We start from the raw sequence: 25,708 nt of genomic DNA, 5'->3' as shown, positions 1-25,708 counted from the left end.
GTTGCTCTGATTTGTAGCAGCGCCCACAGGCGCGTAGGAGCTGCCGAAGGCTGCGATCTTTTGATCTTGATTTTCGATCTTTCGATCTTGATTAAAGCCCTTGCTGCAACGCCGGATCATCCGGATTGAGCTGCTCCAGCTGTGCCAACAGAATCTGTACGTTCTGCAACTGACCGCTTTCCTTCCAATAGTTGATCAAGAGCACCCGCGCCTTGCGGTCGGCCGGGTGGCGCTGAACGATTTCCTGCAGCTGGCTCTGCGCCGCTTCCAGCTCTTGCTCAGCATGCAGCGTGGTGGCCAGGTCGTAGCGGTAATCCTTGTTGTCGGGCTCAAGCTCCACGGCTTTGGACAACCCGAGCAGGGCGAACTCACTTTGCCCGTGATGCAGCAACCATAGCCCCAGCGCATGTTGCAGGTAGGCCGAGTCAGGCTGGGCCTTTAGCTGCTTCGCCAACAATTGCCTGGCAGCATCGCTTTGGCCCTGTTTATCCAGCACTTCGATCTGCATCACCAGTGCCGGCAGGTTGCCGGGCTCCAGTTGCAACGTGCGCTCCAAGGCCTGCTGCGCTTCCTTCAGCTCGGCATTGTGCAAGTGCAGGCGCGCCTGTTGATAGTGGATCTCGGCCGTTTCCGGCTGACCCTTGAGGAGTTGCTCCCAAGCATCGATGGCTTGCTCCAAAGGACCAAAGTACAACCCCAGTTCATCCGGCGTCAGGCCCAGCAAAGCGTTGACCGCGGCAAACCGGACGCTCGGATCGCTGTCATCGAGCAAGGGCCCCAGCAACAGACTGCGCTGACCACTGGGCACTAGCCCGCTGATGCTTTTAATCGCCGCGATGCGCACATCCGCCGAGGGATGTTGCAGGTCCGCATCCGCCAGTTTCAGGGCTTGCGGGCTTGGGTAGTTGGGCAGTTCGGCATGCAGCCAGACACGGCGCTTGGTCGACAGGTCAGGGCGGCCCAATTGCTGATAGAGCACCCGCGCCGCCCCCGGTTGACCCGCGCGCGCCTGGGCCAGTGCTTCGCTGTAGCCATGCTTGATCGCTGCTGGCACCACCGGCGTCGTGCTCCGCAGGAAAAACCAGGCGAGGACGAGGGCAAACAATACACAGAGGCTGATGAGCAAGTAGCGGCGGGACTGAGGCATGCAGGAATCCGGGGGCTGGCAGGCTTTTGCAAAGCCACCAGCTTCGGTCAGGCCGGGCTGTGAGTCAAACCCAAGCTTAGTTCAGCACGTAGTCGACGGGCTCAAGGGCGGGTGGCAACTCGGTTTGCCCCAGTGCTGCCAGCACTTCGCGCTCCAGCATGCGCACAATTGCATTGCACGGCAGATCGTTCTCATCGAAGCCGAACGGGTCTTCCAGATCGTCGCCGATTTCGTCGAGGCCAAAAAAGGTGTAGCTGACAATGGCGGTGATCACCGGTGTCAGCCAGCCAAGGGGTTCGGCCATGGCAAATGGCAACAGGATGCAGAACAGATAAATGGTGCGGTGCAGCAACAGGGTGTAAGGGAAGGGCAGTGGCGTGCTTTTGATTCGCTCACAACTGGCCTGGACCTGGCTGAGGCTGACCAGTCGGCTTTCCAGTTGGGTATTGCGCCATTCACTGATCTGGCCGCGCTCGGCCAGCGCTGAGCACCGAGCACCGATTCGCTGCAAGAGTGCGTCGGTGATGTTCGGGTGCTTTGCGTCTACGGCATCTTGCGTCCACGGTTTGATCGCGCTGATCTCGTTTTCAAAGCGCAGGCGGGCGATCAAGCCATGGGCGAAGCCGCAGAGTTCACGCAGCAGAAGTTCACGTTCGGCCGCCGCCATCAATCCTTGGGTTTCGCGAATCAACGAGCGTACTTCGATGATCAGTTGCCCCAGTTGCTTGCGACCCTCCCACCAGCGGTCATAGCAAGCGTTGTTGCGAAAGCTCATGAAGATCGACAGCGCCAACCCCAGCAGGGTGAAGGGGGTGGCATTGACCTTGGAAAAATAGGCCGGGTGCCAAGTCTCCACCAAGACAATGACCGACGCGAGCAGGGTCACCAATAAACTGCGCAAGGCAATGCGCTTGGCAATCGAGCCTTTAAGGGAAAACAGCATGCCGATCAGATTCGGCTTGGGACGCACAATCATGGGCAGCAACTTTATATAGAGAGTGGCGCTTGCGCAGCAGTGTCAGCCTAAGGGGTGGAGGAAGGGCCGTCCAATTGCTATGGCTGACGAGCTAATCGACAGGCTCTATCAAGGTAAGCGTATTTATCGGCGAATTTGCCTACAGGTTTTGTCGACACCGAAACCTGTCGAGGCACTGAAGCAATGACTACGCTTGCTGGAGATGACTCAATGAGCGCTCCCATGCAGCCACTGCTTCAATATTTCAAGGCGATACTCAACCCCGGACGAGAGGTGCTGCTGTTCGCCCTGAGAACCATTGTGGCCGGACTGCTGACATTGTATCTGGCCTTCCTGTTCGACCTTGAACAGCCCAAGTGGTCGATCATGGCGGTGGTCATCGTCAGCCAGCCATTGGGCGGCATGGCCCTGGCCCGAAGTTTCGGCCAGGTCATCGGCACCACGCTCGGAGCAGTGGTGGCGGTGTTGATCATGGCGATCTTTCCCCAGGCGCCCCTGCCTTTCATCCTCACCCTGGCCTTGTGGTTGGCATTCTGTACCGCCGGCGGCACCTTGTTGCGTTACACCAGTTCCCAGGCATTTGTCCTGAGCGGGTACACGGCGGTGGTCGTGGCGCTGCTGGCGGTGCCCGATCAGGAGGGCACGTTCCTGCTGGCCGTCACTCGTGTGACCGAGACGCTTTTGGCGGTGGCTTGCGTGTGCGTGGTCAGCCTTCTCACGGCGCGGCCGGAAGCGGTGGCGCGGGATTACTTCGCCAAGATCGATCAGGTCATCAAGCTGCTCGCGACCCACGCTGCTGCCGTCATCCGAACCGAAGAAAGCGAGGCCGATTTCCATCGGCGGCAAATGCAACTGCTCGGCGCAATCAGTGCTCTGGAGGGGGTACGTCGGCATTTATATTACGATGCGCCACGATTGCGCAGCGCCAATAGTCTGGTGCAGTTGCTTGGCAATCAACTGGTGCTGCTGACTTCGCGGTTGACGGCCCTGCGTCACCAGAGGCTACTGCTCACCGAACGCTGGGAAGGCGCGTTGCCGGAAGAGATACAGCGTTTGCGCGCCGAAGAACTGGCGTTTCTCGATGAGTTGGCCCTGCAAGGGCGTTCGCTGTCGACCGAGGCACGGCACCATTTCGCCGCGCTGCAACAGCGTTTCGATGACCAGGCCTACAAGGCCGAACAACTCACCGAGACGATGCCTGCCACGCTGCGTTCATTGGCCTGGGCACTGCGCTGGGAGCAGGCACGGATGCTGGAGCAACTGGCGCAGATTCTGGAACTGAGCGACGCGATTCAGGAAGGGCGTGAAGCCAGTTGCGTGTTCCGTGGCCAGGAAAATCCGCTGCATTTGGACTTCGCTTTGGCGGCAATGAATGCAATCCGGGCATTTGCCGCGTTGCTGGTGGCCGGTCTGATCTGGATCGAGACCGCTTGGGACGGGGCCCGTGGCGGGATGATTGTGGTGGGGATTCTCTGTTCGCTGATGGCGACTTTTCCGCGACCGTTACTGGCCGCGCAAAGCTTTGCCAGGGGGCAGGGGCTGGCTTTGGTGGTGTCAGCGCTCTATCTGTTCATGCTGATACCGATGATCAGTGACTTCGAGTTGCTCGCCTTGTTGCTTGCCCCATTGCTGTATGCCGTCGCGGTGGGGCTAGCCAGTCCGTCAACCACGGGTACAGGCATTGGTCTTGGACTGACGACCATTCTGTTGCTGGGTCCGCAAAACACAGAAATCGGCCAGAACAGTGCCATTCAGTGGTTCGAGTTTGCCGGTGCGTATGTCAGCGCCTCCGCGCTGGCGCTCAGTGTCTACGCCTTGATTTTCCCGTTCAGGCCCGTTTTGCGGATACGCCGGCTGTTCAATGAAAACTGCGAGCAGGTTTACGCGTTGCTGAAGAAGCCGGCCACCGATGAACAGCAATTTACGTTTGAAAGCCGAATGGTCGATCGCCTGACCATGATGCTGGGACTATTGCCGGCGACCAACGACAAGCACTCCAGCGAGCTGTTCGAAGTCAGCCTTGGGTGCATGGCACTGGGTGTTGCCTTGAACCAGCTCAGGCAACAGGGGCAAAGCAACACGTTGCTGAGTACAGAACAGCAAAACCGTTTGCTGGCAGCCGTGCGTGAGACAGGACGATTGATCTCTGGACGGCCCGGGATTGACCTTGAGCAGTTGCTCGGAAACTTGCGTGTCTTGGGCGATGAAATGGACGACTTGCATTTAGACGTTCATGAACACCTGTGGTCGGTATTCAGGATGCGCGTGGCGTTGTTGATCGTGGTGTCGTTTCTGGAGCGACATCGCAAATACTTTCAACCCGCCCAAACGGAAGGAGAGCCGGCCCTTGCCCATTGATTTTGAATTGGGTGGTGTCTACTTGCCCCCGATTGCCCAGGCGTTACTGCTGGCCCTGCCGATTTTCCTGCTGCTGGACTGGGTCTTGCGCCGCGTTGGCGTGCTGCGTTTTGTCTGGCATGAAGCCTTGTTCGAAGGCGCGTTGTACGCGTGTGTTTGCGCAACGCTGATTCTGGTGATGGGAGCTTGATGCCTTGAAGAAGATCCTTGCCCGACTCGTGACTGTGACGGTGGTATTGCTGGCTTTCGTGCTCGGCTGGTTCGCCTGGGAACATTATACCCGCGCCCCCTGGACTCGGGATGCGCGGGTTCGCGCCGATGTAGTGACATTGTCCGCCGATGTCTCGGGGCGCATCGTCAGCCTGAGCGTTCAAGACAACCAGCATGTTACGAAAGGCCAGTTGCTGCTGGAAATCGACCCGGCTCGTTATACGCTGGCGGTGGAGCATGCCAAGCGTGCGGTGGAAGTCGCAAAAGCCACGCTGGGCCAATCCGAAGCGACGATTGTCTCCAGCGAAGCGCTGCTCAGGCAGCGCCAAAGCGAAGAGCGGCGCCGTCGAACCCTAAAACAGGGTTTCGCGATCTCCGGCGAAGAATGGGAAAAATCCAGTACCGAAGTGGCAGTGGCGCAGGCGGAGCTGTTGCGCAATCAGGCCAATCTGGGCCTGGCACAAGCCAATGTGCAGCTGGCGATCGCCGCATTGACCCAGGCCGAACTGGACTTGCAGCGCACACGGGTCGTAGCGCCTGTCAGTGGTTATGTAACCAACCTGCTGACTCGCCAGGGTGATTACGCCACTGCTGGAGGGGCGTTATTGGCACTGGTGGACAGCGACTCGTTTTATATCAGCGGCTACTTTGAAGAAACAAAACTGCCACGAATCGAGGAGGGCGACCGGGTAAAGGTCGAGTTGATGAGCGGCGAGACCTTCGGCGGCACCGTGCAGAGCATCGCTTTTGCTATCGCCGACCGCGAGAACTTACCCGGCAGTCGCCTGCTGGCCAATATCAACCCCAGTTACACCTGGGTGAAGCTAGCGCAACGGGTGCCGGTGCGGATTCAGATCGACGCCGACTATGTCGCCAAAAACCGCCTGCGTGCCGGGACCACGGCTACGGTAACCATCATGGAAAACGGCGATAGCAAGGCAACCCACTAACCCCCTGTGGGAGCGGGCTTGCTCGCGAAGAGGCCGGCACATCCAATAGATATTCTGCGGCTGATACATCGCATTCGCGAGCAAGCCCGCTCCCACAGGGGGCGTGGTGACTCCAGCACGGTGCGCAGCCCAAAAAAAGCCCCGCGACCGAATGAGGCGCGGGGCAAAAGAATTGGTTGGTTGCGGCCAACCAAAGGAGCTCTTTGAAACGTTACTTGCTGGCGACCGTCTCTGGTTGCCAGCCGCCGCCAAGGGCTTTGTAGATCGCGACAATGCCGCGATACAAATCGACTTCGGCCTGGGCCTGGGTGTCTTCGGCTGCGAGGCGCTCACGCTGGGCATCAAGCAACACGAGGAAGTCCACGGTGCCTTCGCGGTAGCGAATGTCGGCCAGGTCCGCGGCGGCGCGGCTTGATTCGCTCTGACGAATCAGCGAGATCAGGCGCTGCTGACGTTTGCCGTAATCGCTGAAGGCGTTTTCCGACTCTTCCAGCGCCAGCAGCACCTGCTGCTCGTAGGTCGCCAGAGCGCCTTCGGCTTCAGCATCGGCGCCGCGTAAACGGGCTCGCACGCTACCCAGGTCAAACGCCGCCCAGGTGATGCTTGGGCCCAGTGCCCAAGCGTTGGCCGCCGAGGAACCGATCTGCGATCCGCGCCCGGCGGTGAAACCGAGGAAGCCGCTGAGGCTGACCCGTGGGAACAAGTCAGCCTTGGCCACGCCGATGCGGGCGGTGGCAGCCGCGAGTTTGCGTTCGGCGCTGCGGATGTCCGGACGCCGTTGCAGCAATTCGCCCGGATCACCAATGGGCAGGGCCTTGGCGATCGCTGGCAAGTCTTTTGGACTCAGGTCGACGGTCAGCTTGTCCGGACGCTCGCCCAGCAAAGTGGCGATGCGGTTGCGCTGACGAACCTGTTCGGCCTGCAGCTGCGGGACGCTGGCTTCGACAGAGGCCAGGCGTGCATCGGCGCGAACCACGTCCAGCTGATCGCCGACACCGGCATCACGCAGGCTTTCGGTGATCTTGCGCGATTCCTGCTGGTTGTTCAGGTTGGCCAGGGCGATCTTTTCCCGCAGCTGTGCGCCGCGCAGTTGGCCATAGGCGTCCACCAGTTCGGCAATCATGGTGACTTGCAGTTGGTAAAGATCGGCTTCGGCGGCCTGCTGTTCAGCGTCGCTGGATTCCAGGTTGCGCTGGATGCGACCGAACAAGTCCAGTTCCCAGGCCATGTCCAGGCCCAGGTCATAGCGTTCACTGCTGACCCGGTCGGTGGTCTGGCCGGGAATCTGCCCCTTGGCCAGATCACTGCTGGCGCGGCTGGTGATGGTCGGCATGGCGTCATTGCTGGCGTCATCGCGAATCGCCCGGGCCGCTTTCCAGCGAGCGAAGGCCACGCGCAAATCACGGTTGCCTTGCAAGGATTGCGTCACCAACTGGTTGAGGGTCGGATCGTCGAACTGCTGCCACCAGATGCCTTCGAAACGAGCGCGGTCGAAGTTCTTCTGACCGGCGCTGCCATCGGTGGCGGCCGTGATGTTGGCCGCCTCCGTCGCTGGGGTTTTGTAGTCCGGGCCAACGGCGCAGGCACTCAGGGCCAGCACCAGAAGGCTCGGCAGGAAGGCTTTCAGACTCATTGTTGTGCCTCCAATTTCAGCGCCTTGGCCGCTTTGCGCGCTTCACCGCGCTCCACAAAGTTGCGAATCAGTACGTAGAACACCGGTGTCAGCAACAGACCGAAGAAGGTCACCCCGAGCATCCCGGAGAACACCGCCACACCCATGGCATGACGCATTTCAGCACCGGCACCGCTGGAGAAAACCAGAGGCACCACACCCATGATGAACGCGAAGGAGGTCATCAGGATCGGCCGCAGACGCAGACGGCAAGCTTCCAGCACCGCTGCCAGCGGGCCGAGGCCTTCTTCCTGTTTATCCTTGGCAAACTCGACGATCAGAATCGCGTTCTTACAGGCCAGTCCCACCAGTACGATCAAACCGATCTGGGTGAAGATGTTGTTGTCACCGCCCGAGGCAATCACACCGGTAATGGCCGACAGCAGGGTCATCGGTACGATCAGGATCACCGCCAGTGGCAGGCTCCAGCTTTCGTATTGAGCCGCGAGTACCAGGAACGCCAGCAGTACGCAGAGCGGGAACACGAACAGCGCCGTGTTGCCGGACAGAATCTGCTGGTAGGTCAGGTCGGTCCACTCGTAGGTCATGCCGTTGGGCAATTCGTCCTTGAGCAGTTTCTCGATGGCTTTCTCGGCCTGGCCGGAGCTGTAGCCGGGGGCTGCCGCACCGTTGATTTCAGCGGTGATGAAGCCGTTGTAGTGCATCACGCGGTCCGGCCCCGAGGTGTCGCTGACCTTGATGAAGGTCGCCAGCGGAATCATCTCGCCCCGGTTGTTACGCACTTTCAGCTGACCGATCTGGTCGGATTCGAGGCGGAACTGCTGCTCAGCCTGAACGTTGACCTGATAGGTGCGACCGAAGCGGTTGAAGTCGTTGGCATACAGCGAGCCCAGATAGATCTGCAGGGTGTCGAAGATGTCGCTGACGGCAACGCCGTGGGTCTTGGCTTTTTCCCGGTCGATGGCAGCATCGACCTGCGGCACGTTCACAGTGTAGCTGGTGAACAGGCCGGCCAGTTCCGGCACGCTGTGGCTTTTGGTGATGATGTTCATGGTTTCTTTGTACAGCTCGTCATAGCCCAGGTTGCCCCGGTCTTCGATCTGCAGGCGGAAACCGCCAATGGTGCCCAGGCCTTGTACCGGCGGCGGCGGGAAGATCGCCATGTAGGCTTCCTGAATCCCGGCGTACTGGCCGTTCAATGCACCGGCAATCGCACCAGCGGACATGCTCGGATCCTTGCGCTCGTCGAACGGTTTCAGGGTGACGAACACGATGCCGGCGTTAGGGCTGTTGGTGAAACCGTTGATCGACAGACCCGGGAAGGCCACCGCGCTTTCCACGCCAGGCTGTTTCAGGGCCAGGTCGGACATGCGCTTGATCACGTCTTCGGTACGGTCCAGGCTCGCGGCATCCGGCAGTTGCGCGAAGGCCACCAGGTATTGCTTGTCCTGGCCGGGTACGAAACCGGTCGGGGTATTGGAGAAACCGAAGAACGTCAGCACCATCAGACCGGCGTACACCAGCAAGGCGATACCGCTGCTGCGGATAACCCGGCCTACAGTGCCGACATAACCATGGCTGGCTTTGTCGAAAAAGCGGTTGAACGGACGGAACAACCAGCCACCAAAGATCTTGTCCAGAACCTTGGAGAAGCGGTCTTTCGGCGCGTCATGGCTCTTGAGCAACACGGCGGCCAGCGCCGGCGACAAAGTCAGCGAGTTGAAGGCCGAGATCACGGTCGAAATCGCAATCGTCAGGGCGAACTGTTTATAGAACTGCCCGGTCAAGCCGGAGATGAACGCGGCCGGGATAAACACCGCGCACAACACCAACGCCGTCGCGATGATCGGACCGGTCACTTCGCGCATCGCACGCTTGGTGGCTTCGACAGGGGTTAATCCGAGCCCGATGTTTCGCTCGACGTTTTCCACCACCACAATCGCATCGTCGACCACGATACCGATGGCCAGTACCAATCCGAACAGCGACAAGGCGTTCAACGAGAAGCCGAACAGGTGCATCACGGCAAACGTACCGATCAGCGAAACAGGCACTGCCACCAACGGAATGATCGAGGCGCGCCAGGTTTGCAGGAACAGGATCACCACGAGTACCACGAGGATCAGCGCTTCGAAGAGGGTGTGAACCACCGCCTCGATGGAACCGCGCACGAAGATCGTTGGGTCATAGACGATGCTGAAGTCCATGCCTTCCGGGAAGTTCTTCTTCAGCTCGGCCATTTTCTCCCGAACGTCGTTGGAGATCTGGATAGCGTTGGAGCCAGGGCGCTGGAAGATCGGGATCGCCACCGCAGGCTGGTTGTTCAGCAAGGAACGCAGGGCGTATTGGCTGGAGCCGAGTTCGACGCGGGCGATGTCTTTCAGGCGAGTGATTTCACCATTCTCACCGGAGCGAATAATGATGTTCTCGAACTCTTCCTCGGAAACCAGTCGACCTTGGGTGTTGACCGACAGCTGGAACGCGGTGGCATTCGGCGCAGGCGGAGCGCCCAGGGCACCGGCCGCCACTTGACGGTTTTGTTCACGAATCGCGGTGACCACATCGGTCGCGGTCAGGTTGCGCGAAGCGGTCTTGTTCGGATCGAGCCATACCCGCAGCGAGTAATCGCCCATACCGAACAGCTGCACATCACCGACACCGCCCAGACGCGCCAGCTCATCCTTGATGTTGAGCAAGGCGTAGTTGGACAGGTAGAGCATGTCGTAGCGTTTGTCCGGCGAGGTCAAGTGCACAACCATGGTCAGGTCGGGCGAAGCCTTGTCGACGGTGATACCGATGCGCGTCACTTCCTCGGGAAGCTTGGGCTCGGTCCGGGTCACGCGGTTCTGAACCTGCACCTGCGCGTTGTCCAGGTCGGTGCCCAGCGCGAAGGTGATGGTCAGCGTGATCTTGCCGTCGGCGGTGGACTGCGAGGACATGTACAGCATGTTCTCGACGCCGGTGATGGCTTGCTCCAAAGGAGCGGCCACGGTTTCACCGATGACTTTAGGGTTGGCGCCCGGGAAGTTGGCACGGACCACAACGGTCGGCGGCACGACTTCAGGGTATTCGCTGATCGGCAACTGGAACAGCGAGATGGCGCCGGCGATCAGGATCAGCAGCGAAAGCACCGCTGCAAAGATCGGCCGTGAAATGAAGAATTGGGAAAAATTCATCGTAGAGATCCCTTAACCGCGTGGAGTCGCAGCAGCCACTTTCACAACCGTACCCGGCGCGACCTTGGCAGGCGCGATTTGGGGCAGGTTGCTGGCTTCCAGCGCTTGTCGTTGTTGAGCCAGTGCCGCGAGGGTTTCCTGGCTGGCCATCGGGATCACTTCAGGGGTGACCGGTGAACCAGGGCGAACCCGTTGCAAGCCCTTGACGATGATGGTGTCGTCCTTGTTCAGGCCGCTGCGCACGATGCGCAGACCTTCGATCTTCGGACCCAGTTCGACGGGGCGGTAAGCCGTTTTGTTGTCGGCATCCATCACCAGCACGAACTTTTTACCCAGGTCGGTACCGACCGCTTCGTCGTTGATCAACACCGCGGAGTAAGTGCCGCTGCCCACCAGTTTCAGGCGAGCATAAAGACCCGGGGTGTAGGTGCCGTCGCTGTTGTCGAACACCGCGCGACCGCGAATGGTGCCGGTCTTCGGGTTGACCTGGTTGTCGACGAAGTTCATCTGGCCCTGGTGCGGGTTGCCGTCTTCATTGGACAGGCCGAGGTAAACCGGCGTGGTCGCGCCGCGCTGGCCCTGGCGGGCGAGCTGGGTGTATTTAAGGAATACACGCTCGTCGGCGTCGAAGTAGGCGTAGACCTTGTCGGTGGACACCACGCTGGTCAGCGCGGTGGTATCGGCGGTCACCAGGTTGCCGGCGGTGATTTCCGCACGGCTGACACGGCCGCTGATAGGCGCGGTGACGCGGGTGAAGCTCAGGTTCAGTTTGGCCAGGTCCAATTGGGCCTGGAGGGCACCGACAGCGGCGCGGGCTTCTTGAGCCGCGCTGGTGCGCGAGTCGGCGAGTTCGGCGGAAATCGCGTTGCTGGTGCGCAGACGTTCGCCGCGCTGGGATTCGTTTTCACTGCGGGTGGCGGTGGCGCGAGCTTGGGCAACCAGGGCTTCGAGGCGGCGGACCTCAGCCTGGAAGGGGCGTGGGTCGATCTGGAACAACAGGTCGCCTTTCTTGACCAACGCGCCTTCGGTGAAGGCCACATCATCGATCTGGCCAGAAACCCGTGGACGAATCTCTACCGTTTCCGGCGCTTCAAGGCGCCCGGTGAATTCGTCCCACTCGTTGACCGGTTGCTCCAGCACCTTGGCCACGCTGACTTTGGCCGCGGGCATCGTGGCGGCAGCGTCCGGGGTCTTGCCGCAGGCGCTCATCACCAGCACGGCCAACAGGGCCAAGGGGAAGCGCAAATGTTTGAGTGACTGTTCCATGGATGCATCCGCCAATGTATTGAGATGGACGGATGATGCTTGGCGGGGTTGTATGGCACGAATCGAATGAACCGAAGGTAACTATCATTCGGAATGATATAAGTTCATAGCGAGCCCTCTAGCATGCACCTTCCGTTGGCGGGCTTTCAAATGAAATGACGAAAAATCAGAGTGAATACCAGCTGGCCTGAATGTTCAGAACTAAAGTTCGCGCACTTTCCCCACAAAAGACCTGATGACAGCAGAACCGACTATCCTTTCGGATAGTGAACGCTGCACTCTTGGCAAAAAGGGACGCCATGCCAGACTATGAACGCGCCATCAGCTCCAGACCCGGCATCACATGCGGTGATCGAACCTGTCTGATCAGGCCCTGGTTACTCAGGCCCTGGCTACTCTGGATAGCTTCAATTACGGTTTTCTGTCTTTTCACGGCAACTCCCGGATACGCTGTCGAAAACGCCACGGTTACGGTGATTCAAGCGCAGGAAATCGTTTCCAGGGCCACCCTTGAAGCCGTTCGCTGGAGCGGCCCTGAATCCGGCCCGCGAGCCCTGCGGGGCAAGAGCATCGCCCTTGTCGCAGAAGATTTGCGTAACGGAGGAATCGTCGGTGTCGCGCAGGGCGCTCGCGAGGCAGCCAAGGAGATGGGCTGGACGCTGAAGATATTCGATGGCGCTGGATCATCGGCCGGGCGCGCAAAGGCCTTTTCCGATGCCCTGGCAGCGAAACCCGATGGCCTCATCCTGTGTGGCTCCGATGCCCTTGAAAACAATGCGGCGCTGATCCTCTTCGCCAACAGGGATGTGCCGGTGGTTGGCTGGCACGCCGGGGCACGCCCCGGGCCGATTGACGGCACGCCAGTGGCCATGAACGTCACGACCGACCCGCTCGAAGTGGCTCGCCTCACGGCCATGGCGGCCGTGGCACAGTCAAACGGACACGCCGGCGTGGTCATCCTGACCGACTCCAAGTACAGCATCGCCATGGCGAAAGCCAAGGCCATGGAAAACGTCATTCGGGCCTGTCGGGAATGTACGTTGCTGGAAGTGCGTGATGTCGCGATCTCCGAAAGTGGCGAGAAGATGCCGACGATCACCAAGGAGCTGCTTCAGCGCTATGGCAAGCGCTGGACCCACACGCTGGCCATCAACGACATCTATTTCGACTACTCGATTGCCTCATTGACCAGTGCCGCAATACCCAGTGACGGCATCAGCCTGTTGTCTGCCGGTGATGGCAGCGCTTCGGCTTTCTTGCGCATACAGGCAAAAACCTACCAGACCGTCACCGTGGCCGAGCCGCTCAACCTGCATGGCTGGCAAGTGATGGATGAATTGAACCGGCTGTTTGCAGGTCAGCCGGTGAGCGGCTTCGTAGCGCCGATTCACCTGGTCAATGCCGACAATATCGCCTTCGACGGCGGGAAGAAATCCCAGTACGACCCGGACAATGGCTATCGAGACATCTATCGCCAGCAATGGAATCCCTGACATTGGACGTTACTTCCCGGCTCGGACGCCGGCTATTGCCGCAATCTCTACGCGCACAGTTCACACTGGCATTTCTGACGCTGGCGCTGCTGATCCTGGCGAGTGGTGCAACTGCGGTCTACGCCTTGCGCACGTCAAACAACGGCACCCGCCAGTTGACGGAAGAACGACTGGTGCGCATGCAAAATGGGCAAGACATGCTGCAGCGTACCTTGCTGATCGAACGCCAGACCGATCAACTTCTGACAACCCGCTCCCCCGACACCCTGCGTTCAAGCTATGCGGCGACCGTCGAACAGCTTGAAGCCCTTGATCAACTGGTGCAGCAGCTGACTGCCGCGAACAGTGGCGTGGCGATACTCGACATGCATCAGTCGAGTCAGATGTTCCGCAATACCGCCAACATCGTTGCGCAGTTGCGAGAAAGCCTGCTGCAAACCGAGGTCACCTTCAAGCAAACCATGGAGGATCACACCGCCCGGTTAACCGCGACCCAGACCCGGGCCAGCCTGGAACTGGCGGTGTTACTTTTCGATCTGCCGCAGGCTGTCGACAGTAATGCTGTGCAACGGCTGCGGATCCGATATGAGCGCCTGTCACGCACCACAGGCAAGCTACCCGACGCTAATGTGGAGACGTCCGATCTCTTCTCCCTGCGCCTGAGGCTCATCAATCAGCACAACGTCATACAGCACTTCAATGAGGAACTGAAGAACGAGGCCGGGGTTCTGGTCGCGGTGGCCCGTGCGCAATCCAGTGCTTACACCGAAGACTATCGCCAAGCCCTGCAGCGCCTGGTCGAGGACTCAAATCGTAGCCAGCAATGGGTGCTGATCATGTTGGGCGCCAGCCTGGTGTTTGCCTGGTTCGTGACCCGGGTCTTCATGGGGCGTCATGTGCTCGTGCGTCTGGATGAAATAAGCCGGCAATTGCGTCAGGAGCGCACTGACCAGACGCATTTGACGATGGCGGAACATGGGAAGGACGAGATCGGCAACATGGCTCGCGCGGTGAATCAATTCCTCAAAGACCGACTTCAGCTGGAAAAAAGAACGGTCCAGTTGAGCATCGCCACAGAACGGCTCGCCTTGCAAAACAGCCGATTAGAGCAAGAAGCTGTCATCCGTGCCGGGCAAGGTCATGTCCTGGAGCTGATCGCCAGGAGCACCGAGCTTGCAGAAGTCCTCGACAGCCTGGCTCACTTGGTCGAGTCCCAACTGGAGGGGATGATGGTGTCCATCCAGGTGCTGGATGAGGATGGCAAACACCTGCTGCACGGGGCTGCGCCCAGTTTGCCGAAAACCTATAACCAACTCATTGACGGGATTGCGATCGGTCCGAACGTCGGTTCATGCGGCACCGCGGTGTATCGACGAGAACCGGTTATCGTCACCGATATCGAGCTGGATCCGCTGTGGGAGGAGTACCGTTCAGTCGCCGCGCCCTATGGATTTCGCGCGTGCTGGTCGACGCCGATTCTGTCCCATGAGCGAAAGGTATTGGGTACGTTTGCCTTGTATTCCAGCACCGTACGCAGCCCCAGCTCGACCGAGACGCGACTGATCAACATGGCGACACCTCTTGCTGGCATTGCGATAGAACGCCAACTTACCGAAAAGCGCATTCGCTATATGGGTGACCATGACGCACTGACCGGGCTGCCGAATCGCACACTGCTCGAAGACCGTCTCAAGCAGGCAATACTTTATGCTCAGCGCTACAGCCGGCTGGTGACGGTGGTGTTTCTCGATCTGGACAAATTCAAACTGGTGAATGACAGCCTTGGGCACAGTGCTGGAGACGAACTGCTGAAAACCGTCGCCCAGCGCATGCTGGAGTGTGTACGCCGCACCGACACCGTCGTGCGACTGGGTGGCGACGAGTTTGTGATCATCCTGTTCGACCAGCCCTCAGACCTCGACGGCGTTACTCCCGCCCTGCACAAAATCCAGGAAGCCATCCTGCGACCGATTCAGCTCAGCGGACATACACTCCACGTCACCTGCAGCATGGGGTTGGCCACCTATCCCGCCGACGGCAGCGATACCGACACGTTGCTCAGCAATGCGGACGCCGCCATGTACCGGGCCAAGGAGCTGGGTCGCAACAGTTACCAGTTCTATACGAGCGAGATGAATAATAAGGTTCAGGGCAAGCTCGCCATGCAAGACGGGCTTCGAAACGCACTCAACCATGACGAGTTCCTGTTGCTGTACCAGCCACAGGTGGATTTGCAGTCAGGTCAGATTATCGGCGTAGAGGCACTGATCCGCTGGCAGCACCCCGAGCTCGGCATGGTGTCTCCAATCAAATTCATTCCGCAGGCCGAAGAGACCGGGTTGATCGTGCCCATCGGCGACTGGGTGATTCATGCCGCGTGCAGACAGAACAAGGCCTGGCAGGATGCGGGCTGGCCGCCGATCACTATGTCGGTGAATATTTCAGCACGCCAGTTCATCGAAAGGGACCTGATCGACCGGGTGATGCATGCCTTGCAAGAAACCGGACTGGACCCGATGTACCTTGAGCTGGAGCTGACCGAAAGTCTGATCATGCAAGACCTTCAGCAAGCCATCAGCAAAATGAAGGAGCTGCAATCAATGGGGATCAGTCTCTCGATCGACGACTTCGGCACCGGCTACTCCAGCCTCGCAGCATTGAAAAGTTTCCCGATCGCCAGACTCAAGATCGACCAGTCTTTCGTGCGCGATCTGCCCGACAACGAGAACGACAAAGCCATCGCCACCGCAGTGATTTCGTTGGGGCACAAACTGAACCTGAAGGTCATTGCCGAAGGTGTCGAAACCGAAGAGCAGCAAACCTTCCTGCGTGAAAACGGCTGCGATGAAATTCAGGGCCACTTTTTCAGCAGCGCGGTCAGCTGCGATGAAATCAGTGTGTTACTGCGTACGCCCCGGTTGCCTCAACCGAGCCGCATTGCGAGCCCTGACTCGCTCAGGCGGAAACGCGTTGTAAAACGCCCAGGCAGTCCAATACCCGGGCGTTAATGACTCAGCGTACGGTAACAGGCTGCTGTGTCAGAAGCCGATCGCCTGGGTACTTCGCAAACCGGTAGTGACGGGGGCCATTGTCACGTCAGCTTGAAGGGCAGCTCACGCACCGGCTTACCGGTGAGGCGTGCGACCGCGTTTGCAAAGGCTGGGGCCAACGGTGGCAGGCCGGGTTCCCCCATCCCTGTGGGTGGTTCGGCGCTTGGCACGACATGAATGGAAAATTCCGGCATATCGGTGATGCGTGGAACGCTGAAGTCTGCAAAATTACTCTGTTGCACGACGCCGTCTTTCAAGGTGATGGCACCGCCCGGCAGACACATTGACAGCCCCATAAGGGCGGCACCTTGTACTTGGGCCTCAACACTGCGCGGGTTGACGACCAGGTTGCAGTGGACGCCGGCGGTCACATGGTGCAGTACCGGACGGCCGTTCTGCACCGAGGCTTCCACGACGTAAGCCACTACCGAACTGAACGACTCATGTACCGCAACGCCCCAGGCTCGGCCAGCAGGCAGCTCGCGTTTGCCGTACTCGCTCTTGTCCACCGCCAGTTGCAATGCAGCCCGATGGCGCGGACTTTGATCGGCAAACAGTTTCATCCTGTAAGCCACTGGATCTTGTTTGGTTGTTCGGGCGATCTCATCGATCACCGTCTCCATCACGAAGGCTGTGTGGGTGGAGCCCACACTGCGCCACCACAACACCGGCACGTTGAGTTTTGGGTGATGCACCGTCAGGCGCATTGGCAGTGGGTAGGGATCGCGCATGCCTTCCGTCGCCGTGGGGTCGATGCCGTTTTTCACCCGTCCCCCGAACATGGTGCCACTGATGATGGACTGTCCTACCACAACGTGGTCCCAGGCCAGCACCTTGCCGGTATCGTCAAAACCGAGACGAGCGCGGTGCAGGTGCATGGGGCGGTAGTAGCCGCCTTTGATATCATCCTCGCGGCTCCATAGCGTGCGCACCGGTACATTCAAACCGGCCATTCGCGCGGCCTTGGCCACCTCACATGCCAGCACCACAATGTCGCTGGTGGCTATGCCACGCCGGCCAAAGCCGCCGCCAGCCGTCTGCACATTAATTTGAATTTGCTCGGGCTTGAGGTTCAGTACACGTGCGGCCGCGGCGCTGTCGGCCCCGGCAAACTGGGTGCCCACCCATAACTCGCAGCGTTCTTCGGACAGTTTGACTGTGCAGTTCAACGGCTCCATTGGCGCATGGGCCAGGTAAGGAAACACGAACTCGGCGTCTAATCGATGGGGCGCTGTTTCCAGTGGCGCCATGTCCGCCTCGAAGAGCCGTGGACCAGGACGACCCGCGAGCTCCCGGTAGTCGGCCAACTGCTTTTCGCTATCGACCTTCTCAACAGTCGACGTATCCCATTGCAGTTTCAGTGCATCACGCCCTTGTTTGGCTTGCCAGTAACCGTCAGCGATGACGGTCACGCCTTCGGCCCCCCCATCAAGTGGGACGCGCAGCACTGCTTTCACGCCTTTGATGGCGCGTGCAGCGCTGTCATCTAAAGAGGAAATCCTGGCACCGAATACTGGCGGTCTGGCCACCACGGCCGTTAGTTGCCCTGGCAGTTTCATGTCGATGCCGAAATCCTGCTGGCCACTGCTCTTGGCTTTGGCATCGATGCGGGTGGTGGCATGGCCAATGATTCGGAAGTCTTTGGGGTCCTTGAGCGTGATCGTTTCGGGCACGGGCAGCGCCATCGCGGCCTCGGCCAGTTCGCCATAGCTCGCTTTGCGGCCAGCGGGGCCGAGCACCATTCCGGATTGCGTGCTCAGGCTGGCCATATCCACATTCCAGCGCGCGGCCGCCGCGGCGAGCAGCATGGCGCGAGCGCGGGCACCCAGTTCGCGGTACTGGGTATAGCTGTTCTTGATCGAATTGGAACCGCCGGTGAGGTGCATGCCAAAGAGTGGGTCCTGGTAGGCGATGTCGCTAGTACCATTGCGGCTGCGCACGAGGCTCCAGTCAGCATCAAGCTCTTCTGCAAGGATCATCGGCAGGCCAGTCTGCACGCCCTGACCGAACTCCAACCGGTTGATGGTTACGGTGACTTCCCCATTGGGCGCTATCTGCACGAATGCCGAGGGCTGCTGACTCGGCTTGAGAGGCATTGCGCGGTTGTCGCCAGGCTGTTGCGCCAGGGCCAGGTGAGGAAATGCCCCCAGCGCCAGGCCGCCTACACCAAGGATTTTCAGGAAGCTGCGGCGGGGGAGTGTGGCGGGGCCGTCGATCTGGTCGCGCTCGAGCATGTGTTGCAACACGCGGGGGAGCTCGTCCGGGTAGGTGTCGTTGAACATGGCAAGCTCCAGTCAGGCGAGGGCTTTGGCGGCATCAGCCACCGCCGCGCGGATACGAGCGTAAGTGCCACAGCGGCAGATGTTGCCAGCCATGGCCGAGTCGATCTCGGCCGCCGTGGGCTGCTTGCCCTTGGGTTGAGCCTTGAGGAAAGCCGTCGCGCTCATGATCTGGCCGCTCTGGCAATAGCCGCATTGCGCTACGTCGTGTTTGACCCATGCCTCGTGTACGGCTGTGCCAACCGGGTCGCTGCCGTTGGTTGCTGCTTCGATGGTGGTGATCTTCCTGCCCTCGGCGGCCGCGATAGGCGTGACGCAGGAACGAATGGCCTGGCCATCAAGGTGAACAGTACAAGCGCCGCACAGTGCTGCCCCGCAGCCAAACTTGGTGCCGGTCATGCCCAGCGCGTCACGCAGAGTCCAGAGAATCGGGGTGCCAGGGTCTACGTCAACCGTGTAGTCACGGCCATTGATGTTGAGGGCGCTCATAGTGGGACAGCTCTCCATGAATGAGTGGGATCCGTGTTCCGGGCGTTTGCCAACTGTAGCGCCATACTTCCTGGATCGATTGCGCGATCCGCTTCAATGATTGCCCAATTTGACGGATGAGCTGAGCGTCACGAGCGCGACCAAGACGCTTGAAACTCTTCAATCGGTGATCGAATCAGGCAATGAAAGAGGTAGATCGGGCAACTCTTTGAGCTATTGGTCAACGCATACTTCAAGCGTTGTATCTACCGAATAGGACTCGCCATGGAAAAGGATAGAAAGATTCCTGGATCAAGCTCCCAGGATCTACGAACCCTCAGTCGTCGTGATGTGCTGATCAACTCGGCCATCGTTGGCACTGGATTGGCCGTCAGCCCTTTGTCGTGGGCCACCACATCGGACCGCACACATGGCACCTTTGATGGAGGACATGCCATGCAGCAGCGCAAACTTGGCAAGCTGGTTGTCTCTGGGTTGGGCTCGGGATGCATGAGCATCAGCGCCAACTATGGCCCGCCGGCAGACAGGGCTGAAGGCATCAAGCTGATTCGCAGCGCCCATGAAAAGGGCGTCACCTTCTTTGATACGGCTGAAGTCTATGGCCCGTATACCAACGAAGATCTGGTCGGCGAGGCGCTTGCCCCTTTTCGTGATCAAGTGGTCATCGCCACCAAGTTTGGTTTCGACATCGAAGCCGGCGGTCTCAATTGCCGTCCTGAACATATCAGGGCCGTGATTGAAGGCTCACTCAAACGCCTGCGCACGGATCACATTGATCTCTACTACCAGCACCGAGTCGACCCGTCAGTGCCGATCGAAGAGGTCGCGGGTGTGATCCGGGATCTGATCAAGGAGGGCAAGGTGTTGCATTTCGGCCTCAGCGAAGCGAGCGCCAGCACGATTCGTCGGGCGCACGCAGTCCAGCCGGTGACGGCGGTTCAAACCGAGTACTCGCTGATGGAGCGAGACGTGGAGCGAAACGGCGTGCTTGCAGCGTGCGAGCAGCTCGGGATCGGTTTCGTGCCATGGGGGCCGCTAGGAATGGGCTATTTGTCTGGCACCCTGAATGGTCGAACCCGGCTCGATCCGAAGACGGACCTGCGAGCTGGATTCGACCGTTTCAGCCCTGAGAACCTGACAGCCAACACTCCGATCGTTGATTTCCTCAAGGTGTTTGCGAAACGCAAGGGCGCCACTCCCGCGCAGATCTCGCTGGCATGGCTGCTGGCCCAGAAGCCCTGGATTGTTCCGATTCCAGGTACGCGCAGACTGGATCATCTGGAAGAGAACCTGGCCTCTGTCAGCGTTCAATTGACGTCCGCAGACCTGAGTGAGATCCACACGGCGCTGTCCAGGCTCAAGGTGCACGGCGGTCGAATGAATGAAATGCAGATGCGTGTTGTCGATGAGACAGATTCTGTCATTTTAGGCAATGAATACGCCGATTGATGCAGCAACCAAAAGGAGAGGCTCGACACAATAGGTACTCGTTAGAAAAGGAACAATCACATGACTGAGAAACAAGTTTGGTTTATCACCGGTGCTGGCCGTGGACTGGGTGTAGACATCGCCAAAGCGGCACTCGCTGCCGGACATGCCGTCGTTGCGACCGGCCGTGATGCCGGGAAAGTGCTGGCGGCAATCGGCGAGCATGAAGACTTGCTGACCCTCAAGCTCGACGTTACCCGTCCCGATGATGCCCAAGACGCGGTCAAGGCCGCCATCGGCAAGTTCGGACGGATTGACGTACTGGTCAACAACGCGGGTAACTTCTATGCGGGTTTCTTCGAAGAGCTCAGCCCGGAACAGGTGCGCAGCCAGATCGAGACGCTGCTGTTCGGTCCGATGAACGTCGCTCGTGCAGCACTGCCGGTGATGCGCAAGCAGCGCTCGGGTCTGTTGCTGACCATTTCCTCTACGGCGGGTATCGCTGGCGGCATGTTCTGCACGGCCTATGCGGCGGCAAAATTCGGCCTCGAAGGATGGATCGAGTCGCTCGCGCCAGAGATCGAACCCTTCGGCATACGCACGATGTTGGTCGAGCCAGGTTTCTTCCGCACAGAACTGCTGACGGCCGATTCCACCACCTACGCGCTACCCTCCATCGACGACTATGCCCAGCGGACGCGAGAGACCGTCACAGCCTGGAGTGGCATGGACGGCAAACAGGGCGGTGACCCTGCCAAGCTCGCCGACGCGATTGTGCAGCTGGCAGGGCTCGACGAGCCGCCGGTTCGTTTCGCCGCGGGCTTCGATGCGGTGCAGACCTTCGAGGCCAAGGCCAACGCGCTACTGGTACAGGCCGACGCCTATCGTAAATTGTCGTCCTCTCTTGCTCACGACGACGCCTGACGCTCGTTTTTCACCCAGGTTCACAAAGGACATGCCATGACATCACCACTTGCAGGTACCGTTGCCCTCGTCACCGGCGCCAGTAGCGGGATTGGCCACGCCACCGCGCGGGCGCTCGCCGCTAAGGGCGCCAGTGTCGCCTTGGTTGCTCGTCGGCAGGACCGCCTGGATGACCTCGTTGTACAAATCCAGGCGGCGGGCGGTAGCGCCCGCGCGGTACGTGCCGATATCACCGACCGCGCCCAATCCGAGGCGGCTGTTCAGGCAGTCGTCGAACGGTTCGGGCGGCTGGACATTCTCATCAACAACGCAGGGCTGATGCTGCTTGGCCCTATAGTCGGCGCCGATCCCGAGGAATGGGAGCGGATGATTGCGATCAACCAGAAAGGCCTGTTGTACATGACCAACGCGGCTTTGCCGCACTTGTTGGCCGCAGCCGAAGACGGGCCTCGCCGGGTCGCCGATATCGTCAACATCTCATCGATCGCTGGCCGTGTAGCCTGGGCCAACTATGGCGTCTACAACATGACCAAATTTGGCGTGAACGGATTCACCGAATCCCTGCGCCAGGAGATCACCAAGAAGCATGTCCGCGTGGGTGTGCTGGAGCCAGGCGGTGTCGACACGGAGTTGGGCTCGCATAACAGCGGCACGATGCGCGACAGCATCGATGCTTTCTACGAGAGCACTGAGGTGCTGCAGGCCGAGGACATCGCCGATGGCGTGGTTTACATGGTCACCCGGCCACGCCATGCCGCCGTCAGCGAACTGTGGATCATGCCCACCGATCAGGCTTAACGGTTTTTCAGCGAGGGGTTCTCTAATGCGCAACCCCTCTAACGAGCTCGAGGCGGTGTTTTACAAACGACTCACATAGAAAGGGAAACCATCATGGAAACGGGATCAAAAAAGCTTCTGATGAAGCGCTTCACTGATTTCATAAACACCGCGAGCGATGAGTTGGCCGGGGAGCTAATTTCTCCGCAGGCGACGTTTTTCGTTCCGGGGCGTTCTGAGCCTTTGCAGGGGCCGGACGGCTATCAGGAGATCATTGCGATGATGCGCGCAGGTTTTCCAGATATTCAGTGGACGCTTGAGGAACTGATTATTGAGGGCGACAGGGTGGCCGCGCGCTTTACGATGCGCGGTACGCATCATGGAAGCTTCCTGGGTGTTCCACCCTCCGGAAAGACTATTGAGGTCAAGGCGGTCAATTTCTATCGGTTCGCCGATGGTCAAATAGTTGAAGAGCATGGTCAGCCTGACCTGCTGGGTTTGCTGCAGCAGATCGGTGCGGTACCGCTATAGATTCACCGTCGGACTCAGTGCATGGTCGCCATGGGTATTTGGCACCCGGGGCCCATGCAGGACGGCGGCCTCAGGTGACCATGCATCCGTAAGCGGACACCTGTTTTGATCTTGAGCGTCAATTCGCTGGATCAGGCAGTAGAAGCAGCAGAACCGGCAACTCCCTCCTGGCACACCCTCACATACTTTGAAAACCACGATGGCCCATCGATGGCCGATCCGGTTCATCCGGGGGGGCGTTCTGTCTGTTATTCAAACTCATGGGAGTTCATACGATGAAAAAATGGGTCGCAGCTTCTGTCGCTGCAATCACGTTCGCGTTTGCCGGTCTCTGTCTGGCGCAGGAGCCAACGCCGCACGGCTACATGATTGCCAACTACCAGATCAACGATCAGGCGACCTTCCAACGCTACATGGAAGCCGCAGGGCCGCTGGCACCGAAGTACGGTGGCAAGGTGATTGTTTTCAACCTCAATGCCACGGCTGTTGAAGGAAAACCCAAGTCGGTGATGGCTATTGCCGAGTTTCCAAGCCTTGCCGAGGCTCAGCGCTTCTACAACTCGCCGGAGTACACCGCGGCTAAAAAACTTCGAATGGCCGCTACTGAAGGCTCCGTCGTGATAACCGAAGGTTATGTGCCTGCACCGCAGTAATCCCACAAACACATTGCCTGACGTTGTCCCATGGGGCTGTGCTCAACACTTCTAGCGCCTGGCACCTTTGCCGGGCGCTGGTCGCTCAACAATCTCCTTGTATCAGGCAAGCAAGTACCCGGATCGGGCAACCCGATCTACACGGCGCTTCACATACTCCGCGTGAGCCATCGGGGCCTGGCACGCCGCTAGCTGCGTGCCAGGCACTCCATGGGCATTCGAAAACTGCTGTGAGTGCTCGATATGGAAAACAACGCTATCCGGTTTGCCTGTAATGGCTGCGGGATTTGCTGCAAAGGGCGACTGATCCCACTGACGTTGAACGAGACGAGACAGTGGCTACAGAGGGGCCATGAGGTGGTGGTGATACTGGAGGCATTCGATGAATCGACCTGGCCTTCAGAGCCTCAGCAGTATGCTCACAGTGCGCAACGGGCCGTGGAAGTCACCAGCGGTGATGCGCGGATCCGGGTGGTAGCGGTGCTGGCCGGCAATGCGCTCCAGCAGTGTCCGAATCTCGGTGACGACGATCGTTGCGGTATCTATGAAGAACGACCGCTGGTTTGCCGAATCTACCCCATGGAAATCAATCCGTTCATTGCCCTGCGTCCGGAAAACAAAATTTGCCCGCCGCAAGTCTGGGAGCAGGGCGAGGTCTTGTTCTCCGACCGGATCGTCGACCCGGTACTGGCCGATCAAGTCGAACGCTCCCGTCAGGCCGACAGGGACGACGCACAGGCCAAGATTGTCGTGTGTGAAGCCATGGGGCTGAGCGTTGCCGCCTGGAAAGGCAATGCCCTGGCTGTGTATTTACCTGATCGAACGTCTCTACTTGAGGCCATTCATCATTACGACGTCGGGATGAGGACACCGACAAGCCACGACTGGAAGATACGAATCGATGACCCTAAGTTATACCGGCAACTGCAAGCGGCGGGTGTTGCTCTGGATGATCGGCCGCACGTCGACTACATCTTTCATCGACTGTAGAGCGGCTTCATTGTATTAGGCATTAAGACGAACTGAAGTACTTTGTAATATATGGTTCATGGCAAGTCGACGCTACAAAACTCCGTTGAATCGTGCAAACAACAGCGTCAATCAGGCAATCGGCTGATGCCGGAGCCGCATCATACTGTGGCCATTCTGATCAACGAAGCAGGACCGCACGATGACCTCTCTTTTCACGCCCTATACCCTGAAAGACGTCACTCTGCGCAACCGTATCGTTGCTTCGCCGATGTGTCAGTACCAGGCACGTGACGGCTTGCTGAATGAATGGCACCAGACCCACTATGAAACCCTGGCCAAGGGTGGCGTTGGTCTGGTGATGGTAGAGGCCACGGCCGTCTCACCGAGGGGGCGGATAACCTTGGGTGATGCCGGGCTATGGAGTGACTCACAAATATCTGGTTTTGCATCTGTGGCACATTCCATCAAGGCGGCTGGAGCAGTGGCAGGTATTCAGCTTGGGCATGCTGGACGTAAAGCCGGTTGCATAGCGCCTTGGCAAGGCGGGGCACCTCTGCCGGAATCCGATCCTCATGCCTGGCAGCCGATCGCACCTAGCGCATTGCCCTTTATACCCGGTACCCCTCATATCCCCGGGGAGATGACACGCCAAGACATTCAGCGCACACAACACGATTTCGCCAGAGCTGCAGTCCGGGCGTTAGAGGCAGGGTTTGAATGGCTGGAACTGCATTTCGCGCACGGCTTTCTCGGTCAGAGCTTTTTGTCTAGGCGCGCTAACTTTCGCACCGACCGCTACGGGGGAGACCTGGAGAACCGGGCACGGTTCCTGATTGAGACTGTGGGCGCGGTCAAGCGAGTCTGGCCGGCCCATTTACCCTTGGCCGTACGTCTGGGCGTGGTGGAGTTTGGTCAGGAGGCTGAGCAGTCTTTGTCCGAGTCTATTCAGGTGCTGGATTGGCTTAAAGGGGCAGGGGTCGATTTTGTCGACGTCTCCTTGGCGCTCTCTACCGCAGGTGAACCCGTGCCTTGGGCACCGAACTTCATGGTGCCTTATGCCGAGAAGGTTCGCGCGGAAACTGGCCTGCCGGTGGGCACCGGCTGGATGATCACCGATGCCCGGCGAGCGGATGATTTCGTGCGTAATGGGCAGCTCGACCTGGTGTGTTTCGCTCGTAGTTTACTGGCGAATCCGCATTGGCCGTTTCAGGCGGCACGAGCCCTGAACATTCAGAACCCTTCGGCGGTGCTGCCAACCCCTTATGCGTACTGGCTGCAGAACTGGGCGAGTTGAGTTCGCCCCTGCTGGCAGGCGCTACCCCATGAATGCCTGTTTCGCCATGATCGGGCTGCTGAGCAAGGCCCAAGACCTGAACCTGTTTTTTGGAGAGTGCTC

Annotated in this window: 19 protein-coding genes; 12 read left to right on the top strand and 7 right to left on the bottom strand. The window is 59.2% G+C overall.

Features of this window, described 5'->3' with window-relative positions:
- Nucleotides 1-91 precede the first annotated feature (91 nt).
- Nucleotides 92-1,147, bottom strand: a complete 1,056-nt coding sequence (locus PMI36_RS20630; RefSeq protein ID WP_008069930.1) for a tetratricopeptide repeat protein — start codon at nt 1,145-1,147, stop codon at nt 92-94.
- 76 nt (nt 1,148-1,223) lie between these two features.
- A complete protein-coding gene (locus PMI36_RS20635) occupies nt 1,224-2,123 on the bottom strand; it encodes a bestrophin family protein (protein WP_008069928.1) in 900 nt (299 codons plus the stop codon).
- 210 nt (nt 2,124-2,333) lie between these two features.
- Here PMI36_RS20635 and PMI36_RS20640 point away from each other — a divergent pair, with 210 nt between their 5' ends.
- Genes PMI36_RS20640 through PMI36_RS20650 form a run of 3 tightly spaced genes read left to right on the top strand, consistent with a single transcriptional unit; the run spans nt 2,334 to nt 5,641 of the window.
- Entirely contained in the window at nt 2,334-4,481 is a 2,148-nt protein-coding gene (locus PMI36_RS20640) for an FUSC family protein (RefSeq protein ID WP_008069926.1), read from the top strand.
- A complete protein-coding gene (locus PMI36_RS20645; protein ID WP_008069925.1) occupies nt 4,471-4,671 on the top strand; it encodes a DUF1656 domain-containing protein in 201 nt (66 codons plus the stop codon). The genes PMI36_RS20640 and PMI36_RS20645 overlap by 11 nt, the downstream gene beginning before the upstream one ends.
- Nucleotides 4,672-4,675: 4 nt before the next feature.
- Entirely contained in the window at nt 4,676-5,641 is a 966-nt protein-coding gene (locus tag PMI36_RS20650; RefSeq protein ID WP_008069922.1) for an HlyD family efflux transporter periplasmic adaptor subunit, read from the top strand.
- Nucleotides 5,642-5,852: 211 nt separating this feature from the next.
- On the opposite strand, the gene PMI36_RS20655 is transcribed toward PMI36_RS20650, so the two are convergent.
- The 3 genes from PMI36_RS20655 to mexE are packed head-to-tail and all read right to left on the bottom strand — an operon-like array spanning nt 5,853 to nt 11,716.
- A complete protein-coding gene (locus tag PMI36_RS20655; RefSeq protein WP_008069920.1) occupies nt 5,853-7,274 on the bottom strand; it encodes an efflux transporter outer membrane subunit in 1,422 nt (473 codons plus the stop codon).
- Nucleotides 7,271-10,450, bottom strand: a complete 3,180-nt coding sequence (locus tag PMI36_RS20660) for an efflux RND transporter permease subunit (protein WP_008069918.1) — start codon at nt 10,448-10,450, stop codon at nt 7,271-7,273. The genes PMI36_RS20655 and PMI36_RS20660 overlap by 4 nt, the downstream gene beginning before the upstream one ends.
- Before the next feature lie 12 nt (nt 10,451-10,462).
- Nucleotides 10,463-11,716, bottom strand: coding sequence for a multidrug efflux RND transporter periplasmic adaptor subunit MexE (mexE, locus tag PMI36_RS20665; RefSeq protein ID WP_008069916.1), 1,254 nt, complete (start codon nt 11,714-11,716; stop codon nt 10,463-10,465).
- A 473-nt stretch (nt 11,717-12,189) separates the two neighbouring features.
- On the opposite strand from mexE, the gene PMI36_RS20670 reads away from it, so the two are divergent.
- Together PMI36_RS20670 and PMI36_RS20675 are read left to right on the top strand one after the other, a co-directional pair.
- A complete protein-coding gene (locus PMI36_RS20670) occupies nt 12,190-13,209 on the top strand; it encodes a substrate-binding domain-containing protein (RefSeq protein ID WP_032830232.1) in 1,020 nt (339 codons plus the stop codon).
- On the top strand, nt 13,197-16,217 hold the full coding sequence (locus PMI36_RS20675) for an EAL domain-containing protein (RefSeq protein WP_008069912.1): 3,021 nt from the start codon (nt 13,197-13,199) through the stop codon (nt 16,215-16,217). Before PMI36_RS20670 ends, PMI36_RS20675 begins: the two co-directional genes overlap by 13 nt.
- An 83-nt stretch (nt 16,218-16,300) precedes the next feature.
- Here PMI36_RS20675 and PMI36_RS20680 read toward each other — a convergent pair whose 3' ends face one another.
- Nucleotides 16,301-18,541, bottom strand: a complete 2,241-nt coding sequence (locus PMI36_RS20680; protein WP_008069910.1) for a xanthine dehydrogenase family protein molybdopterin-binding subunit — start codon at nt 18,539-18,541, stop codon at nt 16,301-16,303.
- Nucleotides 18,542-18,553: 12 nt separating this feature from the next.
- Nucleotides 18,554-19,027, bottom strand: a complete 474-nt coding sequence (locus tag PMI36_RS20685; protein ID WP_008069908.1) for a (2Fe-2S)-binding protein — start codon at nt 19,025-19,027, stop codon at nt 18,554-18,556.
- A 435-nt stretch (nt 19,028-19,462) separates the two neighbouring features.
- Here PMI36_RS20685 and PMI36_RS20690 point away from each other — a divergent pair, with 435 nt between their 5' ends.
- The 7 genes from PMI36_RS20690 (at nt 19,463) to PMI36_RS20720 (ending at nt 25,606) form a co-directional block, all read left to right on the top strand.
- A complete protein-coding gene (locus PMI36_RS20690; RefSeq protein ID WP_008069906.1) occupies nt 19,463-20,476 on the top strand; it encodes an aldo/keto reductase in 1,014 nt (337 codons plus the stop codon).
- A gap of 60 nt (nt 20,477-20,536) precedes the next feature.
- Nucleotides 20,537-21,379, top strand: coding sequence for an SDR family oxidoreductase (locus PMI36_RS20695; RefSeq protein WP_008069901.1), 843 nt, complete (start codon nt 20,537-20,539; stop codon nt 21,377-21,379).
- 36 nt (nt 21,380-21,415) lie between these two features.
- A complete protein-coding gene (locus PMI36_RS20700) occupies nt 21,416-22,177 on the top strand; it encodes an SDR family NAD(P)-dependent oxidoreductase (RefSeq protein WP_008069899.1) in 762 nt (253 codons plus the stop codon).
- Nucleotides 22,178-22,270: 93 nt separating this feature from the next.
- Nucleotides 22,271-22,687, top strand: coding sequence for an ester cyclase (locus PMI36_RS20705; protein WP_008069891.1), 417 nt, complete (start codon nt 22,271-22,273; stop codon nt 22,685-22,687).
- A 275-nt stretch (nt 22,688-22,962) separates the two neighbouring features.
- Complete coding sequence (locus PMI36_RS20710) at nt 22,963-23,340, top strand: DUF1330 domain-containing protein (RefSeq protein WP_008069889.1); 378 nt, start codon at nt 22,963-22,965, stop codon at nt 23,338-23,340.
- A 243-nt stretch (nt 23,341-23,583) separates the two neighbouring features.
- A complete protein-coding gene (locus tag PMI36_RS20715) occupies nt 23,584-24,330 on the top strand; it encodes a YkgJ family cysteine cluster protein (RefSeq protein WP_008069887.1) in 747 nt (248 codons plus the stop codon).
- A 181-nt stretch (nt 24,331-24,511) separates the two neighbouring features.
- Nucleotides 24,512-25,606: an NADH:flavin oxidoreductase/NADH oxidase gene (locus tag PMI36_RS20720; RefSeq protein WP_008069885.1), complete on the top strand. Its 1,095-nt coding sequence runs from the start codon at nt 24,512-24,514 to the stop codon at nt 25,604-25,606.
- Nucleotides 25,607-25,708 lie beyond the last annotated feature (102 nt).

The organism is Pseudomonas sp. GM79, from assembly GCF_000282495.1.
Lineage (GTDB): Bacteria > Pseudomonadota > Gammaproteobacteria > Pseudomonadales > Pseudomonadaceae > Aquipseudomonas.
The sequence above is the reverse complement of the archived record's forward strand: the minus strand, read 5'-3'. Positions and strand labels throughout refer to the sequence as shown.